Source organism: Sphaerochaeta sp. UBA5849, assembly GCA_002432715.1.
Taxonomy (GTDB): Bacteria; Spirochaetota; Spirochaetia; order Sphaerochaetales; family Sphaerochaetaceae; genus Sphaerochaeta.
In genome coordinates this window covers 26,664-46,753 of record DJGJ01000029.1, presented here as the reverse complement: position 1 = coordinate 46,753, position 20,090 = coordinate 26,664, and the positions used below count along the sequence as shown (strand labels likewise).

The following is a 20,090-nucleotide window of genomic DNA, read 5'->3' as shown; positions in this document are numbered from 1 at the left end:
CGTTGGGGGATGATCGGGTGCGGTTCGGTCACTGAAGTCAAGAGCGGCCCGGGATTTCAGAAAGCCGAGGGGTCCACCTTGGTTGCCGTCACAAGCCGGTCGCCCCAAAAAGCCCGTGACTATGCTCTCCGCCATGGGATTCCCAAATGGTACGACAACGCCCAAGACCTCATCGATGACCAGGAAGTGGATGCCGTCTATATCGCCACCCATCCCGACTCCCATTACACATATGCTCTGATGGTCGCACAAAGCGGCAAACCGGTGTACTGCGAGAAACCCTTGGGAATCTCTTCGTCCCAAAGCCGGGAAATGGTCGATTTTTGCAAACAACAAGGGGTACCGTTTTTCAGTGCCTACTATCGCCGTGCACTTCCCAAGTACCTGATGATCAAGAGCATGATAGACAGCCAACAGTATGGGGATGTAAGAGCTGTGCATGTTTTCATGCAGCAGTCCATCAAGGAAGAGGACAAGCAAGGCGGAGGAACCTGGCGGGTGCACCCTGATGTGTCCGGGGGAGGGAAGTTCCATGATGTAGGCTCGCATGCACTGGACCTCATCGACTGGATGTTCGGCCCCATTGTCGAAGCATGCGGGGAAGGACTCAACCAGAGCAGGGCCTATCATGCAGATGATCTGGTGTACGGGCACTTCAAGACCGAGCAGGGAGTTCCAGGTACCGGACTGTGGTGTTTCAATACATTCAAGGACGAAGATGTCACCCATATCTACCTTGAAAAGGCAAGAATTTCCTACTCCGTACTCGATATTGCCCAACCCATTACCGTTGCAACTGAAAAGGGTGTACAGACCATTGCCGTCCCTCAGCCGCCCCAGCATGTCGCCCAACCGCTTATCCAGACCATTGTGGACCAGCTCCTCGGCAACGGGACCTGTCCCAGTACCGGAGAGTCCGGGGCTAGAACCGATTTTGTTCTGGACCGCCTGATCGACAGACTTTAGAGAGGAGATTTCACCATGTTTGTATCACATCGCGACCTCATCGAGAAAAAACAGATTTCCGAATATATCACCAAGCAGGTTTTGGTCGGTCCCAAGGAGGGCTGGAAAGACCATGTGATGAGAATGTTTACGCTGGAGAAAGGGGGAAAGGCTCCCCGCCACTCCCACCCCTGGCAGCACATCATCTATGCAGTCGATGGGAAGGGAAACCTGTACATGGAAGGCAAGGATTATCCGTTGAAGGCAGGTTCGGTGGCCTATGTCCCCGATGACGCCGACCACCAGGTCTCCAATGCTTCAGATGAGAAGTTTGTCTTCATCTGCATTGTTCCCGAGCGGGGTGACCAGTAAACGGCCTAGAAGTATCCCAAGGCCATCAAGAGCGAAATCCAGAAAAACAAGCTGAGCAGGGACAAGGCGGTGGTGAACACGACAATCTGTCCCGCCAGTTCTGCGTCTCCATCCATCTGTTGAGCCATGGNNGGCATACATTGCCATCAAGAGAATCAACTCGAGGTCTCTGTAGCCTACCAAGATTGCTATAGTAATACCTACTGCAGGAACTACTACCAATCTATTGAGGATACCGATGATCAATGGTTTCCTGTTTACTTTCACAGAAGAGAATGTCACCGAGGCTCCGAGGATTACCAATGCAAGCGGGGTTGCAATGTCGGCAATTTCAAAGATAACCCCTTCAAGACTTGGAGGCAGCTTAATGCCGACAATGGCACACAGCAGCCCCAGTGCTCCCCCGATTACAATCGGGTTGAGAACAATGCCTTTGAGAATGTTTTTTAGATTTGGCTTATTACCCCGGAAATACTCCAAGATAATGACACTGAGCATGTTGATCATTGGCACCACGATACCGACCATCAGGGAAGCGATGCCTGCACTGGTTCCCCCATACAAGGTGGCGGCCATCGGCATTCCAAAGAAAATGAAATTGCTTCGGCAAATCCCCTGCACCAGCACTCCACGCTTCGCATTTTCCGGTTCCAGACGGGGGATAAGCAGCATATAGAAGCTCACCATCACAATCAAGGAAAGAACCGAATACCACAATAAATTGAAAGATGTGATGGTTGAAAAGTCGGTCTTGTAGATGTTTGAAAAGAGCAACGTGGGTAAAAAGACACGAAACACCACGTTGTTCATCTCCTTCAGTGTTTTTTCGGATAGAATCTTCAGGCTCCGAATACCATACCCAAGGGCGATTTTTGCGAACAAGGGAAAGAGGACCGAAAAAGCGGTTGAGAATATCATGCTTGGCCTTTATTCTTCGTGGTCGTGATGGCAGGTGCAACCATCCCCATGGTGGTGATGTTCATGCTCGTCTTCGGTGAACAAGGCATGCATCATATCCATGAGAATCGAGTCAATCTCCTCATTCTTCCCGCCATCAACCACCATGATTCCCATCTGGGGGCCGATTTTCTCCAGGAGCGGAAGCGTGCGTTTGCCAAAGCAGTGGATGGCCTGGGGTTTTCCTGCTTTCTCAAAGATATCCAGCAGATGGCTGATAAAGGCTCCATGCTCTTTTTCATAGTCCTCCACTATGAAGATGTCGAGAATCTGATGGTCCTGGGGGTCATAGATCAACTGATAAATCGGAAAGAGCGGTCGCGCGCCATTCTCTCCCAACATTGGTTCGGGAAGCATGCCGGTGGCGGTATACAGAATCTTTCCAGGCTTGGAGCGCATGCGCTTGTAGTACCGCTGCTTCTCCTCATTGGTGAAAAACGCCTGGGGATATGAGAATCCATAGGATTCATCCTGAAGAATCTTTGCTGTCACGACAAATGCCCCGTCCTGCTCTTCAATACAGGGAATATACTCCTTGCCCCCACTCTCCTTGAGATTCAGAGAGTCCAGCCAGTGAGAGAACGAGTTTGTCTTGCTCGTCTTCTTATAGGATGCAAAGTACTCTTTTGCAAAGAGTAAGGCGCGAAAGATAAGAATGAGATCTTTGGCCTCATCCTGCTCGATGTACCATGGATATTGATACTGCAGCTTGCTGCGGAACTGGGGGTACATGCCATCTTCGAAAAAGACTCCGCTCTCTACGATGGCTTGGTAATCGGCATCCTCGATATCCTCCCTTGAGTTGTTGAGAATACAGAGCAGGCACTCCTGCACCTGTTCCATCTCCAAGTACTCCAAGGAGTCGCTTTCATCGTCTGAAAGGGAGAGAGCAAGGTATCCGGTAAGTCCTTTTTCCCCTCGGTAGGCGGCAAAGGTGGCGTCGACAAGGGAAACATAGTAGGGCGTCTTATCCTCGGCAATGACACAGATGAGATCATTCTCTGAGAATACAGAGGATACGGCGGCATCGGAATAGACCTTGGCAAGACTGTATAAGGTATGGGTGTCCATAATTTTCTCCATCGGTCCATCATACAAAAATCCCGGCCCTTGTCCAATGGCTTCATCCTTGGGACTTGCCAGGGTTATCGACAGACTGTACCATACTGTATATATCATCCTAAAGGATGGCTCTTGATGACAGGATTTGAGAAACTGCAGCAAGCCAAGCGATTCGATATGAAGAAAAAGCCCATACGCCAGCGCCACTACCTGCGGCCGGTGACTTGGCTCTTGAGTTATCCTACTGTGTGGGCTCATCGGTTGAAAATCAACCGTATCAACATGGAAGGGATCAAACCCCCGTTTCTACTCTTGTGCACCCACCATGCATTCATCGATTTCAAAGTCACCACCGCAGCCCTCTTTCCATATCGGGCCAACTATGTGGTCGCCATCGACGGCTTTCTCAAGCGTGAGTGGCTGCTGCGTAACGCCGGCGGCATCTGCAAACGAAAGTTTACCAACGACCTGCAGTTGATACGGCAGATTCGAGAAGTACTTATCGTCAACAAGGACGTTCTAGCCCTGTACCCGGAGGCACGGTATTCTTTGGTGGGCACCACCGCAGTATTGCCTGACTCTCTGGGGAAGATGGCAAAGCTGTTGGGGGTGCCGGTAGTCATGCTCAACATGCATGGGCACTATCTGAGCAGTCCTGCATGGAATTTGAAGGACAGGGGCAACCGTATCGAAGCCGATTACAGTTTGCTGTTCACCAAGGAAGATTTGGCAAAAAGTTCAGTCTCACACATCAATGCAGCAATCAGGAAAGCCTTCGAGTACGATGAATACCGGTGGCAGAAGGAGAACAAGATCCGTATCAGCTACGCAAAGCGTGCCGAAGGCCTGCACAAGCCGCTGTATCAGTGTCCCCACTGCCTGAGCGAGTATACAACATACAGCGAAGGGACTCGCATCGGTTGCTCAGCCTGCCATAAAGCGTGGGAGATGACCGAGTATGGTGAGTTGCAGGCCGTACAGAAGGCCGATGATGAAAAAGACTTGGTCACTGAATTCTCCCACATCCCCGATTGGTATGAGTTCGAACGCAAGCAGGTTCGCGCCCAGATTGAGGGGGGAACCTACAACCTGAAAACCAAAGTATATGTAGAAGCCCTCCCCAATGCAAAGGGATACATTCCCCTCGGGGAAGCTCTGCTGATCCACGACATGCAAGGATTCAAGCTGGAGGGAATGTTCGGCAAGGAGGGGTTCCTGCTCGCCAAGACACCCCTGTCGATGTACTCATGCCATATCGAGTATGAGTACTTCGGCAAGGGGGATTGCATCGACCTGTCCACCCTGGAAGATACGTACTACATCTATCCGAAGGAACAAAAATTCTCGGTCACCAAAATTGCTCTGGCAACCGAGGAATTATTCGCCTTTTACAGCAAGGAGCAGGAAGTCGCCCCGCCAAGTGTGTTGGAGGCTGTTGTTCAATCACCTTCCTGACAGGATGGCTTGGAGTTCTGCATCACTGATGTAACGAGCCGTGTACGTGATGCCGTACCGTTCCAGCTGCTTGGTAAAGGTGCGCATATGGTTCTCCGATCCCTTCAAAAGATTGGTATAGACCCATATTTCTGCTTCATCGGTGGTTTTTGAAAGGTACTCCTTCAAATCATAGATGTCCAAATCCTCGATGATGGCCCCTACCCTGTATGCTTCAGAAGCAGATTGCATTCCCTGACTCACCAAGGAACTGTACAGGGCGGCCAAATCGGTATTCTTGAACTCACCGAAATCAGAGCCTGCAACAGGATCTTCAATATTGCGTGCTGCAAGCAGTGCTCCAACGGCATCCATGTGCTGCTGTTCAGACTCTGCAATGTTTAAGAATGTCCGCAAACCCCATTTCTCGTAGAGGGCGATGTAGACATCGCGGGCCAGTTTTTCTTCCTCACGCATATACAGAAGCCCCTCTGCGGTCGAGCCGGGTTCTTCTGTAAGAGCCTGAACCGCTACCGGCGTTGTTGTTTGCACCTCTTCAATCGGCTGTGCCGCGAGGGTAAACGAAGAAACCAGGACCAATGCCAAAACCATGATGCTTGTATGTTTGTACATATGTAACTCCTTTAGATTGTTGTAATCATAATCTGAGTCAACAATACCGATACTGGATACAGGCATCAAGAATGTCAGGTAAAGGTTGGGTAAAGACAGTAGCCATCAACTCCACTGAAACGTTTTGTGAAATCAAGTCCTGAGAAAGTCTTCTCGACAGGGGGTGAACACATCCAGAACGGCTCCTTTCTGAAGACAGACAGTACCATGAGGTATATTGGGTGCAAATAAAAGAGCATCCCCCTTGTTAACAACAACGGGTTTCCCAGCAACGGTAAATTCAAAGGAACCTTCCAACACATAGGTCACTTGAGTATGGGGATGGGTATGGACTGAACCAATACCGCCCTTCTCGAACATAACCTCGACTTGCATCATGGTTTCATTGTACGCCAGGATTTTCCTGGAAACACCCTCACCCACCGACTCACTGGTTGCATGTTCAGCAAATACTACAGTATTCATGGTACTTCTCCCGATTCATAAAACTCTTACGATCAGCATGATAAAGGATGCTGCAACTTTCAATACCCATCAATTCAAAACTTGGTAATCTCATATCACAATGAACCGTTCAGCACTAATTCCGGCCTTAGCTCACAAACAAAACAGGGAGTGTCATAACAACACTCCCCAATACAAACACATGATGCTTAGCGCTGCACGCGTCCGCTTCCATCCCCTTTGAGCAGGGCTTCCACCTCTGCCTTGGTGGACAGGTTGAAATCACCGTCGATGGAGTGCTTCAAAGCGGAAGCTGCAACTGCGAAGTTGATGGCATACTGCTCGTCGTCGCCATACTCGCTGAGTGCATAGATCAGGCCGGCGGAGAAGGAGTCACCACCACCGACACGGTCGATGATATCGGTGATCTCATAGCGCTTGGAGAGATAGAACCCACTCTTTCCGCTGAGTGCTGCACTCCAACCGTTGTGATCCGCGCTCTTGCTCTCTCTCAGGGTGACGGCAACCACGCTGATGTTGGGGAACTGGGCCTTGACTTCTGCCGTCAGAGCCTTGTATTCCTCGATATCGAGCTTGCCGGTGGTCACATCCACCTTGGCCTCGATGGCCAGGCACTTCTGGATGTCTTCCTCGTTGGCCACGATTACATCGGCAAACTTGACCAGTTCGCGCATTACCTCGGGGGCCTTCTTGCCGTAATTCCAAAGCTTCTTGCGATAGTTCAGGTCAATGGAGACTGTTGCCCCGGCCTTCTTTGCCTGCTGCATCGCAACAAGGCAGCTGTCGGCTGCATCCTGGCTGATAGCCGGGGTGATGCCGGTCACATGCAACCAGTGCGCGTCTGCCATAATTGAGGCAAAATCAAAATCGGAGGGCTTGCTCAAAGCAATAGAAGACTCCGCGCGGTCGTACACTACGCTGCTCGGCCTCTGGTTTGCACCGGTCTCCAAGAAGTAGATACCGACGCGGCCGCCTTTGGTCATCTTGATCGAAGAGGTGTCGACTCCATACTTTCTCACCTCGCGGACGGCGGCTTCGCCGATTGCATTGGCAGGAAGAGCAGTTACGAACTTTGCGTCCTTGCCCAGCAGGGAGAGGGAAACCGCAACGTTTGCCTCGCCGCCTCCAAACGTCGCTTCCAAGAGAGGAGATTGGAAGAAGCGCTCATGTCCAGGACTCTTGAGCCGCAACATAATCTCACCAAACGTTACATATTTCTTACCCATACAAGCCTCCTAGATTTTTTTGACAGGAATACTGACAGCCTCTTGCTATTTGGAATCATAGAGGGTATGCTTGGGTCTGTCAATATTATTTTGAAACAACGTTTCATAATTGAAATAAAGGAGTGAAACCATGCACGAAGCACTGTTTGAACAAATTCACAAAATCGGTCTGGTACCTGTAGTAAAAATCGATGATGCAGGCAAGGCTGTAGGGCTTGCCAAGGCCATGGTAAAGGGTGGGCTCCCCTGCGCTGAAGTCACGTTCCGCACTGCAGCCGCCGAAGAGGCCATCAAGCAAATCACCGCAGCAGTTCCTGAGATGCTGGTGGGAGCCGGAACGGTTACCAATCTCGACTTTGCAAAGAAAGCTGTTGCAGCCGGTGCCAAATTCATTGTCTCTCCGGGTTTCAACCCAACCGTTGTCGATTGGTGCCTTGAGAATAATGTACCCATCGTTCCCGGTGTCTGCACGCCCAGCGATATCGAGGCAGGCCTCTCACGCGGCCTCTCCACCCTCAAGTTCTTCCCTGCTGAAGTAAGCGGCGGCGTCGAGATGCTCAAGAATCTTGCAGGCCCCTTCCCCAACCTGATGTTCATGCCCACCGGCGGTATCAGCCTGGCAAATCTCGCTTCCTATGCAAAGCAGCCCAACGTGCTGGCAGTCGGCGGCTCCTGGATGGTAAAGCCCGAGCTCATCGAAGCAGAAAACTGGGATGCAATTTCAGCACTGTGCAGTGAAGCGGTAGTCACCCTGCAGGGTCTTGAGTTCGCCCACCTTGGCATCAACAACGAAAATGCCGCCGAAGCTGAGAAAACCATTGCAGCCCTCGAGGCCTTCGGCATGGTCAAGAAAGTCGGCAACAGTTCCACATTCCTGAATACCACCATCGAGGTCCTGCCCAAGATGTACTATGGAAGGCTCGGACACCTCGGTTTCAAGTGCTTCGATATCGAGCGCACCCTTGCCTACCTGGGTCGCCATGGGTTTACGGTCAATGAAGAGACCATCACCCGTGATGCAAAGGGCAAGATCAAGGTCTGCTACATCCAGCAGGAGTTCAGCGGTTTTGCGGTACACTTGATCAAGGCCTGATTCCTGAAAAACGTAGGTCAAACGCCGGTTCTCATCTAGCAGAGCCGGCGTTTTCTTGTTTACAGTAAGCACATGAAAATTATACAAAGCCATACGCTTACAGACGAGCAAGTCACAGAGATTGAAACGTTGCAGGACGTCTCCTACCTTCCCGAAGGTTTGGGAAATCGTGTATTCCTCTCCTCTGCAATGAATGTATACAATGACCTGGATTGTTTTTTCCTCGGGTATGAAGACAACACACTCATCAGCTTCCTCTGTGCGTTCTTTCCCGGCCGCAAGGAAGTGGAGTTCAATGGCTTCACCCACCCCGAGCATCGCAGACAAGGGCATTTCACCCTCCTGATGGAGCATGCCATCTGTGTATATACAGCATACCCATTCTACCAAGCGCTCTTCCAACGGGAACAAAACAGCCAAAGCGGCCTCTCGTATCTGCAGAAACGATATCCCGAGCTCGACCGCAGCGAATATGTGATGGTCCTTGAAAAACAGCATTGGATGAATAAGGAGCATATTGGCACCCTTGAGTTGGTTGAAGCACAAAACAAAGAGGACACCATTGCAGTAATAAGCGATTCCTTTGAAGAAGATAGGGAGGAAAGCTCCCATACCTTGGAGTACCTGCTCTCCCAAGCAGACCGAAAAACGTTCCTGTATCGGTTTGAGGACAAAGCCCTCGGGGTGCTGAACGCAGCCATGGAAGATGGAGTGTGGGAACTTCACGGAGTAGGAATCATCCATGCCTACAGGAACAAAGGCATGGGAAGGCGGATGCTCAGTCTTGCCTTCGATTATCTCTTCAATGAGGCAGAAGCTATACAACTTGAAGTGGACTCTGAAAATCCTCCTGCGCTTGCCCTTTACCAGACACTTGGGTTCAGAACCACCAGCCGAGTCGACTATCATAGACTGATTTTGTGATAATGTGAACCGTTTTGGCCCTTGGTTGCATTTAGCTTGACGGCTCTGTTGCGACGGCTTAGCATTATCTATCACGTTTTGTTTTTGACCGCATCCATGTGGATGACGGAATGCAATTTGGAGGAAAGAATGAAAAAAACACTTGCAATTCTGCTCGTACTTGTCATGCTCGTACCTGCTCTGTTTGCACAGGGCGGCCAGGAAGCTGCTCCTGCGGCTCCTGCTCCTGCTCCTGCTCCTACAGCTGTCCCGGCAGCTGCCCCGGCTGCCGCCGGCACCGGCAGCGTCAACGCATATACAACCCTTGAGGAACCCCTTGCTGCAAAGCTTTTTCAGCTCTTCGAGGCTGAGACCGGCATAAAGGTGAACTTTGTCCGCTTAAGCGGTGGTGAAGCTGTCGCCCGTTTGGAAGCTGAATCTGCCAATCCCCAGGCATCCATCTGGGTCGGCGGTGTAGGCCTGGACCACATCACTGCAAAGAGCAAGGGTTTGACCACTCCGTACGTAAGCCGCTATACCAGCAAGACTCCTGCTCAGTTCCGCGATCCAGAGAACTACTTCATCGGACTGTATGTTGGTCCCCTCACCTTCGTAACCAACATCGACCGTGCCAAGGAACTTGGTTTTGAGGCTCCCAAGAGCTGGGCAGACCTGCTCAAGCCCCAGTACAAGGGTTACATCCGCATGGCAAACCCCAACTCCTCCGGTACCGCTTACAACGTGTTGACCACAATCCTTGATATCTTCGGCACCGAGGACAAGATGATCGAGTACATGAAAGAGCTGGACAAGAACATCGACCAGTATACCAAGAGCGGCTCTGCACCCGGCAAGAGCGTAGCAACCGGAGAGATCCCCATCGCCATCGGCTATGCACACGACCAGGTCAAGCTCAAGGCTGCCGGATCTCCTGTTGTCATCACCGCTCCCAGCGAAGGAACCGGTTATGAGCTGGCTTCCATGTCCCTGGTAAAGGGCGGCAAGGATACTGTCAATGCCAAGAGGCTGTATGACTGGATCCTCTCCAGCCCCGTTGCACAAGCAACATTCACCGAGTGGTATGTGGTACTGGTGGCAGAAGGTGCAGTAAAGCATCCTGATGCCCTCTCCATCACCGAGATTAAAACCGTCAATCAGGATATGGCTTGGGACGGAGACAATGTAAACAAGACCAGGTTGCTTGACCGCTGGACCAACGAAATCGGCAACAAGAGATAATTACCTTCAGGTAATTTGGCTTTTCCTACCACCCTGCAAGCAACCCTTGCAGGGTGTGTAGTCCCAACGGAATGATTCGATGTTTACAAAAAAACGCATCCTTCAGTTCTGTGCTGCGGCACTGATATTCCTGCTGGCAGATTTCTGGATGTACAGTACGCTCTCTTCCAACTTCAGGAGCTATGAAGAGCAGCGGAACTTCAATGAAATCGAACTGTTCGCCCAAACAGTACCCGAAGAGAGCACCAATGAGGCGTATGAGGCGTGGATTCCCACAGTCAAGGACATCATCCCCGGCTCTCGTGCCCTCTATCTGACCTTTGATGAACTCACCTTCGATTTTGTCCCTCTTACCGGTTCACAAACAACCCGTGCACTATTTGATGCCAACAAACCCAATGCTGAATTCCAGAAAGCCCTGGAGAGTGTGTATTATCTCGAGCCCATGCGCCTTGGCTCCACCTACAAAGCAGATTACAGCATCGATCCGGATGCCAACAGCTTTGAGGTGACCGACAGCCAGGTCTACTTTGTCCCGGTCATCGATGAAACCGGCTACCAAGTCTCCGGAGCAGTCATGATCCTGGTCCCCACCAGCACAGCCACCGGGTTCAACAACCTGCTTAAGACCCTCTTCATTGCGGCAGCTGTTGTTTTCTTGGGAATCCTGCTGGTTCTCACCTTCACCCGAGACCCGATGACAGGCTTCATGGTCTTCGGTCTTTTTGCCATCGTACTAGTTTTCATTGCATATCCCCTGATCGAGGCACTACGTCTCTCATTCATGAAGGACGGCGTCTTCAGCCTGCAAACCTGGAAGGAAAGCCTCTCTCCCACCTATTTGGTTGCCCTATGGGGTTCTCTCAGACTGGGCATCCTCACCGCTACCATCTCTACCTTGGTGGGATACATGTTCGCCTTCCTCATCGAACGAACAAGCTTCAGGCAGAAGAAACTGATGACCACCTTGGCCACCATGCCGGTCATCTCTCCTCCCTTCTCCCTGTCGCTCTCCATCATTCTGCTCTTTGGAAACAATGGCTTGATCAGCAAGCAGCTGCTCCATCTGAACACCTCCATCTATGGATTGGGCGGGCTGACTCTTGTACAAGTCATCGGCATGTTCCCCATCGCATTCATGACGATCAGCGGAGTGCTCAGGCAGATCGACTCCACCGTCGAGGATGCCTCGCTGGACCTCAGCGCCACCAGATGGCAGACCTTCAAGTCGATCACCCTGCCCCTTTCATCCCCCGGCATTCTCTCTGCCTGGCTGCTGGTGTTCACCAACTCCCTGGCCGACTTTGCCAACCCCTTGCTGCTCAGCGGCGACTACCGGGTGCTCTCGACTGAAGCCTATATGTTGGTAACAGGGCGCAGCAACCTCGGAGCAGGATCGGCCCTTTCATTCATCCTGTTGATGCCCACCCTTACGGCCTTCCTCATCCAGCGCAACTGGGTGTCGAAGAAGAGTTACGTAACGGTTACCGGCAAGCCATCCACCAACCTCACCGAGCTGACCAACAAACCGGTACGCATGGCTCTCCAGATCGGCTCATGGGTGTTCATTGGCTTCATTGGAGCCCTCTATCTAACCATCGTTGCAGGATGCTTTGTCGTAAACTGGGGCATCGATTACTCCTTCACCCTGGCAAACTGGGGGGAAGCCCTCTCTCGAGGGTGGACATCCATCCGCGATACCGTCACCCTGGCGGCCATCGCCACCCCGATTGCAGGCTTGCTTGCCATGCTCAGCGCCATGCTGATAGTCCGAAAGAAGTTCCCGGGAAAACGGTTCTTGGAGATGCTGATCATGACTCCATACGCCATCCCGGGCACCTTGATCGGCATCAGTTATGTGTTGGCTTTCAACAAGCAGCCGCTGCTTTTGGTGGGTACCGGAGCAATCATCGTCATCAACTACATCATCCGGGAATTGCCTGTCGGCCTTGAGAACGGCATCACAGCCCTTCATCAGATCGACCCGGCCATCGAGGAGTCGGCCGCAGACCTGGGAGCCGATGTTCCCACCGTCTTCCGCACGATTGTTCTCCCGTTGATCCGACCAGCCTTCCTGAGCAGTATGTCGTACACCTTCGTACGCTCCATGACTGCAGTCAGCGCCATCATTTTCTTGATATCGGCCCGCTGGAATCACCTGACCGTCTTGATTTTCAACTTCTCTGAAAACCTCAGATTCGGTCTTGCCAGCGTCTTGTCAACCATCCTGATCTTCATCGTCCTCTCTGTTTGGGCCCTGATGCAGGTCGTGGTCCGTGATGACAAGCTCACCCAGAAAACTATCTCAACCCGCTAAGGTGGTGATTCATGGAAAAGAAAAGTGTATCGGTAACCCTTGAGCATGTAACCAAGAAATTCAAGGATGTAAAAGGAAAGGCTGACGTAATTGCAGTCAATGATTCTCACTTTGTCATCGAGCCCGGCGAGTTGGTAACCCTTCTTGGTCCCTCTGGTTGCGGCAAGACCACCACCTTGCGCATGATTGCAGGCTTTGAGCTTCCCACCGAGGGTAAGATTTATATCGGCAATGAGGAAGTGACCATGCTGCCTCCGAACAAGCGTGACACCGCCACCATGTTCCAAAGCTATGGCCTGTTCCCTCACATGACGGTCTTCGACAACGTCGCCTACGGCCTCAGGCTGAGAAAAGTCCCTCATGAGGAGATTACCAAGCGGGTGAACGAAACACTGGCTCTGGTTGGCCTTGCCACCTATGGAGACCGTGCTCCTTCCAAGCTTTCAGGAGGACAGCAGCAGCGTGTCGCCCTGGCCCGCAGCCTCATCGTCACCCCATCGGTTCTCCTGCTTGATGAGCCTTTGTCCAATCTTGATGCACTGTTGCGTGAGCAGATGCGCGTTGAAATCCGGAAAATTCAGAAGGAGTTGGGCATCACCGCTGTGTACGTCACCCACGACCGGGTTGAAGCCATGAGCCTTTCAGACCGTGTCGTGGTCATGAAGGACGGGTATATCCGTCAAATCGGATCGCCCAGTGAGGTCTACGAGGATCCTAACTCCCGCTTCGTTGCAGGCTTTGTAGGAAAGGCAGCCTTCTTTCCGGTACAGGTCAAGAAGCATGAGAAGACGACCTGGGTGTGCGAGCTTGGAGGAAAGGATGTTCTGGTAGAACGGTCTGCCGACAATGTTGAGGTGGGTTCTGAGGCTGTGTTGATGGCCAGGCCGGAATCGCTGCGCATTGTCGAGAGCGGGCAGGGCAAGATTGAAGGCAAGGTACGGATGAATGTCTACCTCGGGCACAGCCTGGAAGCGTTTGTCAGCACCAGTTTTGGAGAGGTTCTTGTCCAGATCGACGATCCCCATGCAAAGAAGGTCTTCAAGGAAGGAGAGGATGTTTCCATCGACTTCACAGCAGATCGTGTACGATTGCTTAACAAGGATGAAGCGTAAGAGCTCTCCTCTTGAAACAGGCTGCCATCGGCAGCCTGTTTTCTTAGTACAAAACCATGCAATACACGGCTCCTGTTAGCTCTTGAGCTCAACCCCATCCTCGACAACCAAGGCAGTCTCAACCCCTTTTACCTGCACATTCTCAACAGATAGCTCTACATTCCTCAGCCTGATACCCCGCCCTTCAGGCTCGCTAAGACCTTCATACATCTCGCTCTCATCAACCGGTGTGAGTCCGGTTTTTGCTACGGTAAAGCTGCAGTTGCGGATCACCAAGTCCCTGATCGGGGACTCCGGCAACCCTACGATGAAGGCGGCCGAAGAGGTGGAATCCTCGCTGGTGCAGTTTTCAATGACAATGCGTTCAATACTGGGCGTTGTAGAAGTGATTTCTCTCTTTTCCAAGGAGAAATCCTCCCTATCGAGACTGCCGCAGCGATAGTACATATTCAAGGTGAGGGGACAGAGATTATTCCTCATGCGAACCGAATCGAAGTGTAGATTGGAAATCACCCCCCCGCGGCCTCTTCGGGTCTTGATCCTGATCCCCCGGTCGGTTCCATCAAACAAGCAATTCCTTACCCTCACATCCCTGATGCCTGCAGCCGTCTCGCTGCCGATGACAGCCCCTCCATGGGCGCTCTTGACGGTGCAATCCTCGATGAGAATATCGGTTGTAGGCGCATTGGTGGCAACCCCATCAGGGCCGCTGCCGCTCTTCAGCGCTATGCCGTCATCACCGACATCCACAAGGCAGTCCTTGATGGTGACAAACCGGCAGGAATCGACATCGATGCCATCGGTATTGGGTGCATCCTTGGGATTGAGCACCTTCAAGCCCATGAACACCAAATTGGTACTGTATAACGGATGCAGCGTCCAGAATGGACTGTTCTGTAGTGTCAGCCCTTCAAGTTTCACATTGTTGCTGTGCAGGATCTGCACCAAGGGAGGACGCAGGAATTGGCTCTGCCGCCCTCCTCCGCCTCCGCTCTGGCTCTCATAGCCTGGGTTGAGGCGGGCAAGTTCATGCTCCAAGGGCGATACCGGCCCTTTCTGGGTATTTCGCTTCCTATTCGCTGCTTCCCACCACCGGCGGCCGTTTCCATCAAGGATTCCTTCGCCGCGGATGAGAAGTCCGTCGGACTGCTCAATGAGCAGGCAGGGATGCATGCAATAACAGTTCACCCCCTCCCACCGTGAGTAGACCGGCCTATACAGGGTTTCATCATCGATGAATTGGATTACAGCACCTCTTTCCATCTCGACAACCAGATTCTTGGCCCTGATATGCAAGGGTCCGGTCAGATAGGTCCCCGCCTCGATGCGAAGAACACCCCCATCGGCCAGCGCATGAAAAGCCTTTGCAAAGGCTTCACTATCATTATTCAGGCCATCGCCTACGGCTTTGAAGCTTCTCAACGTGAACTCTCTCATCTCACTCTCCTCCCATTCCTTTACTTTTCCGATTCTAGCACCTACAATTCGAACCATGAAACAAATAGGACTCAGAGCCCATGATCTGGGCACATTCAACACCATCGAGGAACTCGCCGTCGAGGTCGGCAGGTACGGAAGCTCCGTTCCCATCCAGCTGGCCCTCAAGAAGGTCCTCAAGCAAGCCCCCAACGCCGATGCATACACCCAGGATTTCATCGTATCAATCCGCGAAGCACTCGCTGCACACGGCTCCTACGTCGGTGTCTTCGGTTGCTACATCAACCCAGTACACCCGGACAAGGCGGTACGGGACGAGCATCTGCGTCGGTTTGAAAACCACCTCAAGTACGCAAAGCTTCTTGGCTGCCCCTTGGTCGGAACAGAAACAGGATCGCTGACACCCGACTGCTCCTACAACCACGGTACCGCCGATCCCAAGGTGCTTGATGTCTTCTACCGAAGTATCGAGCGCCTTTTGGAGGCAGCTGTCAAATACGATGCCATCGTCGGGGTGGAGGCAGTAAGCAAACAGCACACCATCAGCACCATCAAGCGTATGGCGAATTTGGTGGAAAAGTTCGACACACCCCACTTGAGAGTCATCTACGACCCTACCAACCTGGTTCCCTGGATCGGCATTCCTGAACAGGATGGAAGTTGTCGCGCAGCACCTTCCCTTGAGGCACAGAAGGACTTCTTCTGCAGCGCCCTTGACGCCTTCGGCTCCAAGATTGCTGCAATCCACGTAAAAGACTACCGGCTCAACGAACAAGGCTTCAAGATCGGCGACCTGACTGTAGGACAAGGGGTGCTCGACTGGAAATTCCTCTTCTCCGAACTCAGGAGGAGGAACATCGAAGTACCCGCCCTGCTTGAGGACTTGACCGTCTCCACCCTACGCGAGACGCTGGCGCTCCTCCGTACATACTGATGTATGCCTTGGTAGCGCTCAAGATTCTTTTGTGACATGTTTTTGTACATTACAGCCCTTCAGTGGGTTGTAAAGTCAAGTACTTGTATAATAGCTTCGAGCGAAAACGGCGAGCAGCAAGGCCAAGAAGGAGAGGATATCTGCGATATCTGACAGAGGAGAACGCAGTTGCCCGGCGTTAGTGCCGAAGATAATTCAAGAAATAGGATTTACAGGCCACTAGAACAAGAGGGGCTGAGCAAATGAGACCGGTCGCTTATTGTCTGCAAGCACCTTGGACAGATAGGTGGTATCGAGATCCAATTTGGAGACCAGACGAAGCAAGAGCTCCTCGGGCACCAGGTTCTGTTCGCAGAACAGGAAAATGAGCGCCTTCTCTGCAATATTCTGCGGCTTGAGTGCGTTGAAAAAAATCTGCTCGTCCTGTTTCCCTTTGTACCGCTCGCAAAAGTTCTGATACAGCATTGAATGCTCGATATCATGCTTCAAGGCGGAAAGCTCGGCAAGCAGGGGCTTCTCCTCCCCGCGGGCGGCCATCTCTCCGAGGGGTTTGAGATGGAAGAATGTGTACTCCTTGCCAGGCAGATAGTGATGCTCGTCGCATCTGGCAGCGTAATTGGGCTCCAAGGAGCTGTCCTTGTGGGAATCGCCGCCGACGATGATCAGGGGATCGAAGTAGAGAGCGGGACACTCCTTGCCGTCCACCTGATAATACCGATAGGTATAAAATGCATCGTTGATGCAATCGGAGTGTTCGCAGTAGGCTGTAAGGGGAATGACATCGGTGGCGATGTCCAACATCAGACGGGCGGTGGAGTTGAACAAGTCCCTCCTGAAGTTGAGGATCAAGGTGGGGAATATGAACATGACTCCCCGCTCATAGCTGTGGTTGCGTACCACATACGCCAACCGCTCGTCAAAGAAGGACGCCTCATCAATAATGAACGTACCAATTGTGGGATTGTCGGCCAACACCTGCTCCAGCCCGAAAGAGTCCCGAATCTTGGCGATATTCCGACCACAACTTACGTACCCGTTGCGATAACAGAGGGCATCCTCAGGATACTCGGTAAAGCGTGCGCCATCGATTTCGGAACGGATGAAGAACACCTTGCGCCGGTCCACTTCACCGCTGCTGGTCAACTTCCTGACCCGCTCACCCTTCTTTTGGGCAATGGCGGCATCCCTCCAGACGCGGGCTGCAAATTCTGTTTTCCCGGAGCCCATGGGCCCTATCAACAGGACCCGTCGTCCGGGCAGGGTAAAATCAAAATGGGAGAACGTATCGTGGACATCCAAGGTAGGAAAGCCCAAGCTCTTGAGAAAATCCGTTCCCCCGCTTTTCTGCTCAATTCGCCCCATGCTGCCCCTCTACGATGGCAATACCGGCCGAAGCTCCGATCCGGGTGGCCCCTGCATCGATCATGGCACGGGCATCGGCATAGGTGCGGATACCACCGGAAGCTTTTACGCCCAATTCAGGGCCGACAGTCTTTCTCATCAACTTGATGTCCTCAACCGTAGCACCTCCGGTTGAGAACCCGGTGGAAGTCTTTACAAAGTCTGCACCACTTGCTTTGGCGAGCCTGCAGGCTCGAACCTTTTCTTCATCGGTGAGCAGGCATGTTTCGATGATTACTTTCAGCGTTGCATTGCCGCAGGCTGCCTTCACCATGGCAATGTCATCCTGCACCAAATCATCGTCATGGTTCTTCAGGTAGCCGATGTTGATGACCATATCAACCTCGTCAGCACCTGCCAATACGGCTTTCTTGGCCTCGTAGGCCTTGCTCTCACTGGACATGGCGCCCAACGGGAATCCAACCACGGTGCACACTTTCACCTCGCTCTTTTCCAAGAGCTTGGCACACAAAGCAACCCAACAACTGTTCACACAAACGGATGCAAACTTGTACTGGTCGGCTTCTTTGCAAATCTGTTCAATCTTGTCGCGAGTCGCAGTGGCAGCGAGCACCGTGTGGTCGATATACTTGGCAATATCATCTTGTTGTTTCATTGGCAACCTCCAAAGCATCTGGTACTACTGCAAGCTTACTCCAAAAAGAGTGTGCAAGCAACGACAATAGCATCCCAAGCTTGACGAAGGGAGGAGCACGCTATACCCTAGCACCATGATTCTTCAAACCATCGAACAATACTATACTTGGGCTTTGATTGCCATCCTTTTGCTCAATTTTGCCCAACGAAAAATTCCGGGAACCACGAAAAAACGGTTCGCGACCATCTACCTTGCCTCCCTCCTCCTTCTCTTTGAAGTAGGGGTGGTGACAATTCTGGCAAGGGATTTGAACCACAACTGGGCATGGCTTGTGTTGGCCGTCTGCATAGTCCTGCTGTATGTGTTCAGGGACAAGGCCCTTCCCTTCCGCCTCCATTGTGCATCGTGCAACAAGCGTCTGGATTTCAATCATGTCATCGGCCATGACGACAATCTCTGCCAAAGCTGCTATAACGAAGCTCATCCCGAACAGGCTGCCAAAGAGGAAGAGAAGAAGGCAAAAACCCTTGAGGAACCTGTTGTTGACGATACAGACAAGGATGCAAAGTCCGTCGACCAGATCGATTGGGACCTGTGGGAGCCGAAGGAGGTTTGTGTGATCACCTACCTCTTCAAGGATGACCAAGTCCTCTTGATCGACAAGAAGACAGGACTGGGCCGGGGTCTGGTCAACGCTCCCGGAGGTCATATCGAGAAGACCGAAACCGCCTTGGAGGCTGCAAAGCGTGAATTCAAGGAAGAAACCCATCTGGAAGTGGACAACCTAAAACTGGTAGGAAAACTCAACTTCCAATTCCGCGACGGGCTGAGTGAACGAGGGTATGTCTACTTCACAGATACCTACTTAGGAGAGATGCAGGAGACTGAAGAGGCCCGTCCTTTCTGGTGCCCTGTCAGCGAAATCCCCTACGACAAGATGTGGGAGGACGACATCCACTGGCTGCCAAGTGCATTGGAGGGCAAGAAGTTTGAAGGTTTCTTCATCTTCGACGGTCAAACCATGGTGGACAAGAGCGTCGTATTTGAAGAGGACGATGAACAAGAGTGAGCTGGGCTTGGGCACCTGGCAGTTCGGACCTTCCCATAGGTTTTGGATTGACCAGGACCAAAGATCAAGCCGCGCAGTCCTGAAACTCGCCTTGAAGGCCGGCATCCGCCATTTCGACACCGCCCCATCGTATGGGAACGGACTCAGTGAACAACTGCTTTCCTCCGTCATACAGACCAGGGATCAGGTACAGCTGGCCTCCAAGTTCATGCCCAAAAAGCCGGAGCTGGTCCGCATCGATGTTCAGAAGAGCCTTGGCCGCCTCAAGACCGATTACTTGGATATTCTCTATCTCCACTGGCCGAGCAGCAGGCTTGCGTTGAAACCCGTCATGAGTGCCGCCTGCTCTCTCATCAAGGAAGGATTGGTCAGGCAGGTAGGAGCCTGCAACATCCCGATCTCCTATCTTAGGGAATTGGAAGACCTTCCTATCACGGTCCTGCAAATTCCCTGCTCCCTTCTCTGGGACCGCTCGATCGCGCAATACCGCCAATATGCCCACGATCATGGGATGGCCCTGGTAGGATACAGTCCCCTGGGTCTTGGCTTGTTGGGCGGCAACCATCCGAGCCCTCCAGAGGACGGGCGCAAGGACCTCTATGTATTTCGGCCTGAGGCCTATGCACACTATCGCAATCTTCTGGATTTGCTTTCCCGCCTTGCCGAGCGTAAAGGATGTACAAGCGCCCAACTCGCCCTCCTTTGGGCAAGAAGCCAAGGTTTTTCCACCATTGTGGCGGGATCTAGAAACGAAGAGCAGCTGAGGCAGCTGATCTACACTTCCCATCTTGAACTTGACGAAGAGGAGATTTCGTTGTTGGATGAAAGGGCCGAAGCACTTACTTCGTGTGCACCCTCTTCATGGGACAACTATTTCGGACATAGGTGGTAGG

At 52.2% G+C, this 20,090-nt stretch carries 19 protein-coding genes; 11 read left to right on the top strand and 8 right to left on the bottom strand.

The genetic code is table 11. The features are described 5' to 3' along the window. Together B3K89_RS04580 and B3K89_RS04575 are read left to right on the top strand one after the other, a co-directional pair. The coding region (locus B3K89_RS04580; protein ID WP_345907127.1) for a Gfo/Idh/MocA family oxidoreductase at window positions 1–966 on the top strand (966 nt) is incomplete at its 5' end. A gap of 15 nt (window positions 967–981) precedes the next feature. Next, the gene (locus tag B3K89_RS04575) at window positions 982–1,317 is read left to right on the top strand and encodes a cupin domain-containing protein (RefSeq protein ID WP_345907126.1); all 336 of its coding nucleotides are present in this window, start codon (window positions 982–984) and stop codon (window positions 1,315–1,317) included. Here B3K89_RS04575 and B3K89_RS04570 read toward each other — a convergent pair. Together B3K89_RS04570 and B3K89_RS04565 are read right to left on the bottom strand one after the other, a co-directional pair. After that, a complete protein-coding gene (locus tag B3K89_RS04570; protein ID WP_345907125.1) occupies window positions 1,264–2,235 on the bottom strand; it encodes an AEC family transporter in 972 nt (323 codons plus the stop codon). The genes B3K89_RS04575 and B3K89_RS04570 overlap by 54 nt on opposite strands. Window positions 2,236–2,244: 9 nt before the next feature. After that, the gene (locus tag B3K89_RS04565; protein WP_345907124.1) at window positions 2,245–3,453 is read right to left on the bottom strand and encodes a DUF6930 domain-containing protein; all 1,209 of its coding nucleotides are present in this window, start codon (window positions 3,451–3,453) and stop codon (window positions 2,245–2,247) included. Window positions 3,454–3,471: 18 nt separating this feature from the next. Between B3K89_RS04565 and B3K89_RS04560 the strand changes: the two genes are divergently transcribed. Beyond that, the gene (locus tag B3K89_RS04560; protein ID WP_293892048.1) at window positions 3,472–4,791 is read left to right on the top strand and encodes a lysophospholipid acyltransferase family protein; all 1,320 of its coding nucleotides are present in this window, start codon (window positions 3,472–3,474) and stop codon (window positions 4,789–4,791) included. On the opposite strand, the gene B3K89_RS04555 is transcribed toward B3K89_RS04560, so the two are convergent. The 3 genes from B3K89_RS04555 to B3K89_RS04545 form a co-directional block, all read right to left on the bottom strand. Beyond that, window positions 4,780–5,403, bottom strand: a complete 624-nt coding sequence (locus tag B3K89_RS04555; protein ID WP_293892046.1) for a DUF2202 domain-containing protein — start codon at window positions 5,401–5,403, stop codon at window positions 4,780–4,782. The two genes, B3K89_RS04560 and B3K89_RS04555, sit on opposite strands and share 12 nt — an antisense overlap. Before the next feature lie 132 nt (window positions 5,404–5,535). Beyond that, window positions 5,536–5,868 (bottom strand): cupin domain-containing protein, encoded by a 333-nt coding sequence (locus B3K89_RS04550; RefSeq protein ID WP_293892044.1) that lies wholly within the window; start codon window positions 5,866–5,868, stop codon window positions 5,536–5,538. A 188-nt stretch (window positions 5,869–6,056) separates the two neighbouring features. Continuing rightward, window positions 6,057–7,094 (bottom strand): sugar kinase, encoded by a 1,038-nt coding sequence (locus tag B3K89_RS04545; RefSeq protein ID WP_293891505.1) that lies wholly within the window; start codon window positions 7,092–7,094, stop codon window positions 6,057–6,059. 130 nt (window positions 7,095–7,224) lie between these two features. Between B3K89_RS04545 and B3K89_RS04540 the strand changes: the two genes are divergently transcribed. The 5 genes from B3K89_RS04540 (at window position 7,225) to B3K89_RS04520 (ending at window position 13,758) form a co-directional block, all read left to right on the top strand. Further along, window positions 7,225–8,187 carry a bifunctional 4-hydroxy-2-oxoglutarate aldolase/2-dehydro-3-deoxy-phosphogluconate aldolase gene (locus B3K89_RS04540; RefSeq protein ID WP_345907123.1) on the top strand — a complete coding sequence of 321 codons (963 nt, stop codon included), beginning with the start codon at window positions 7,225–7,227 and terminating at the stop codon, window positions 8,185–8,187. 72 nt (window positions 8,188–8,259) lie between these two features. Next, window positions 8,260–9,111, top strand: coding sequence for a GNAT family N-acetyltransferase (locus B3K89_RS04535; RefSeq protein ID WP_293891499.1), 852 nt, complete (start codon window positions 8,260–8,262; stop codon window positions 9,109–9,111). 129 nt (window positions 9,112–9,240) lie between these two features. Then, complete coding sequence (locus B3K89_RS04530) at window positions 9,241–10,329, top strand: ABC transporter substrate-binding protein (protein ID WP_345907122.1); 1,089 nt, start codon at window positions 9,241–9,243, stop codon at window positions 10,327–10,329. Window positions 10,330–10,408: 79 nt separating this feature from the next. Continuing rightward, entirely contained in the window at window positions 10,409–12,646 is a 2,238-nt protein-coding gene (locus B3K89_RS04525) for an ABC transporter permease (protein WP_293891493.1), read from the top strand. Window positions 12,647–12,657: 11 nt separating this feature from the next. Then, window positions 12,658–13,758 (top strand): ABC transporter ATP-binding protein, encoded by a 1,101-nt coding sequence (locus tag B3K89_RS04520; RefSeq protein ID WP_293891490.1) that lies wholly within the window; start codon window positions 12,658–12,660, stop codon window positions 13,756–13,758. A 75-nt stretch (window positions 13,759–13,833) separates the two neighbouring features. Here the strand turns inward: B3K89_RS04520 and B3K89_RS04515 are convergent, their stop codons facing one another. Continuing rightward, on the bottom strand, window positions 13,834–15,195 hold the full coding sequence (locus B3K89_RS04515) for a glycoside hydrolase family 28 protein (RefSeq protein ID WP_293891487.1): 1,362 nt from the start codon (window positions 15,193–15,195) through the stop codon (window positions 13,834–13,836). A 55-nt stretch (window positions 15,196–15,250) separates the two neighbouring features. Here B3K89_RS04515 and B3K89_RS04510 point away from each other — a divergent pair, with 55 nt between their 5' ends. After that, a complete protein-coding gene (locus B3K89_RS04510; RefSeq protein ID WP_293891485.1) occupies window positions 15,251–16,129 on the top strand; it encodes a sugar phosphate isomerase/epimerase family protein in 879 nt (292 codons plus the stop codon). Between the two features lie 219 nt (window positions 16,130–16,348). Here the strand turns inward: B3K89_RS04510 and B3K89_RS04505 are convergent, their stop codons facing one another. Both B3K89_RS04505 and deoC read right to left on the bottom strand, forming a co-directional pair. Next, complete coding sequence (locus B3K89_RS04505) at window positions 16,349–17,491, bottom strand: thymidine kinase (protein ID WP_293891483.1); 1,143 nt, start codon at window positions 17,489–17,491, stop codon at window positions 16,349–16,351. Next, window positions 17,478–18,146 (bottom strand): deoxyribose-phosphate aldolase, encoded by a 669-nt coding sequence (gene deoC, locus B3K89_RS04500; RefSeq protein WP_293891480.1) that lies wholly within the window; start codon window positions 18,144–18,146, stop codon window positions 17,478–17,480. Before deoC ends, B3K89_RS04505 begins: the two co-directional genes overlap by 14 nt. A 115-nt stretch (window positions 18,147–18,261) precedes the next feature. Here deoC and B3K89_RS04495 point away from each other — a divergent pair, with 115 nt between their 5' ends. Together B3K89_RS04495 and B3K89_RS04490 are read left to right on the top strand one after the other, a co-directional pair. Next, window positions 18,262–19,197, top strand: a complete 936-nt coding sequence (locus B3K89_RS04495; RefSeq protein WP_293891477.1) for an NUDIX domain-containing protein — start codon at window positions 18,262–18,264, stop codon at window positions 19,195–19,197. Continuing rightward, window positions 19,184–20,089, top strand: a complete 906-nt coding sequence (locus B3K89_RS04490) for an aldo/keto reductase (RefSeq protein WP_293891474.1) — start codon at window positions 19,184–19,186, stop codon at window positions 20,087–20,089. The genes B3K89_RS04495 and B3K89_RS04490 overlap by 14 nt, the downstream gene beginning before the upstream one ends. The last annotated feature ends 1 nt before the right edge of the window (window position 20,090 follow it).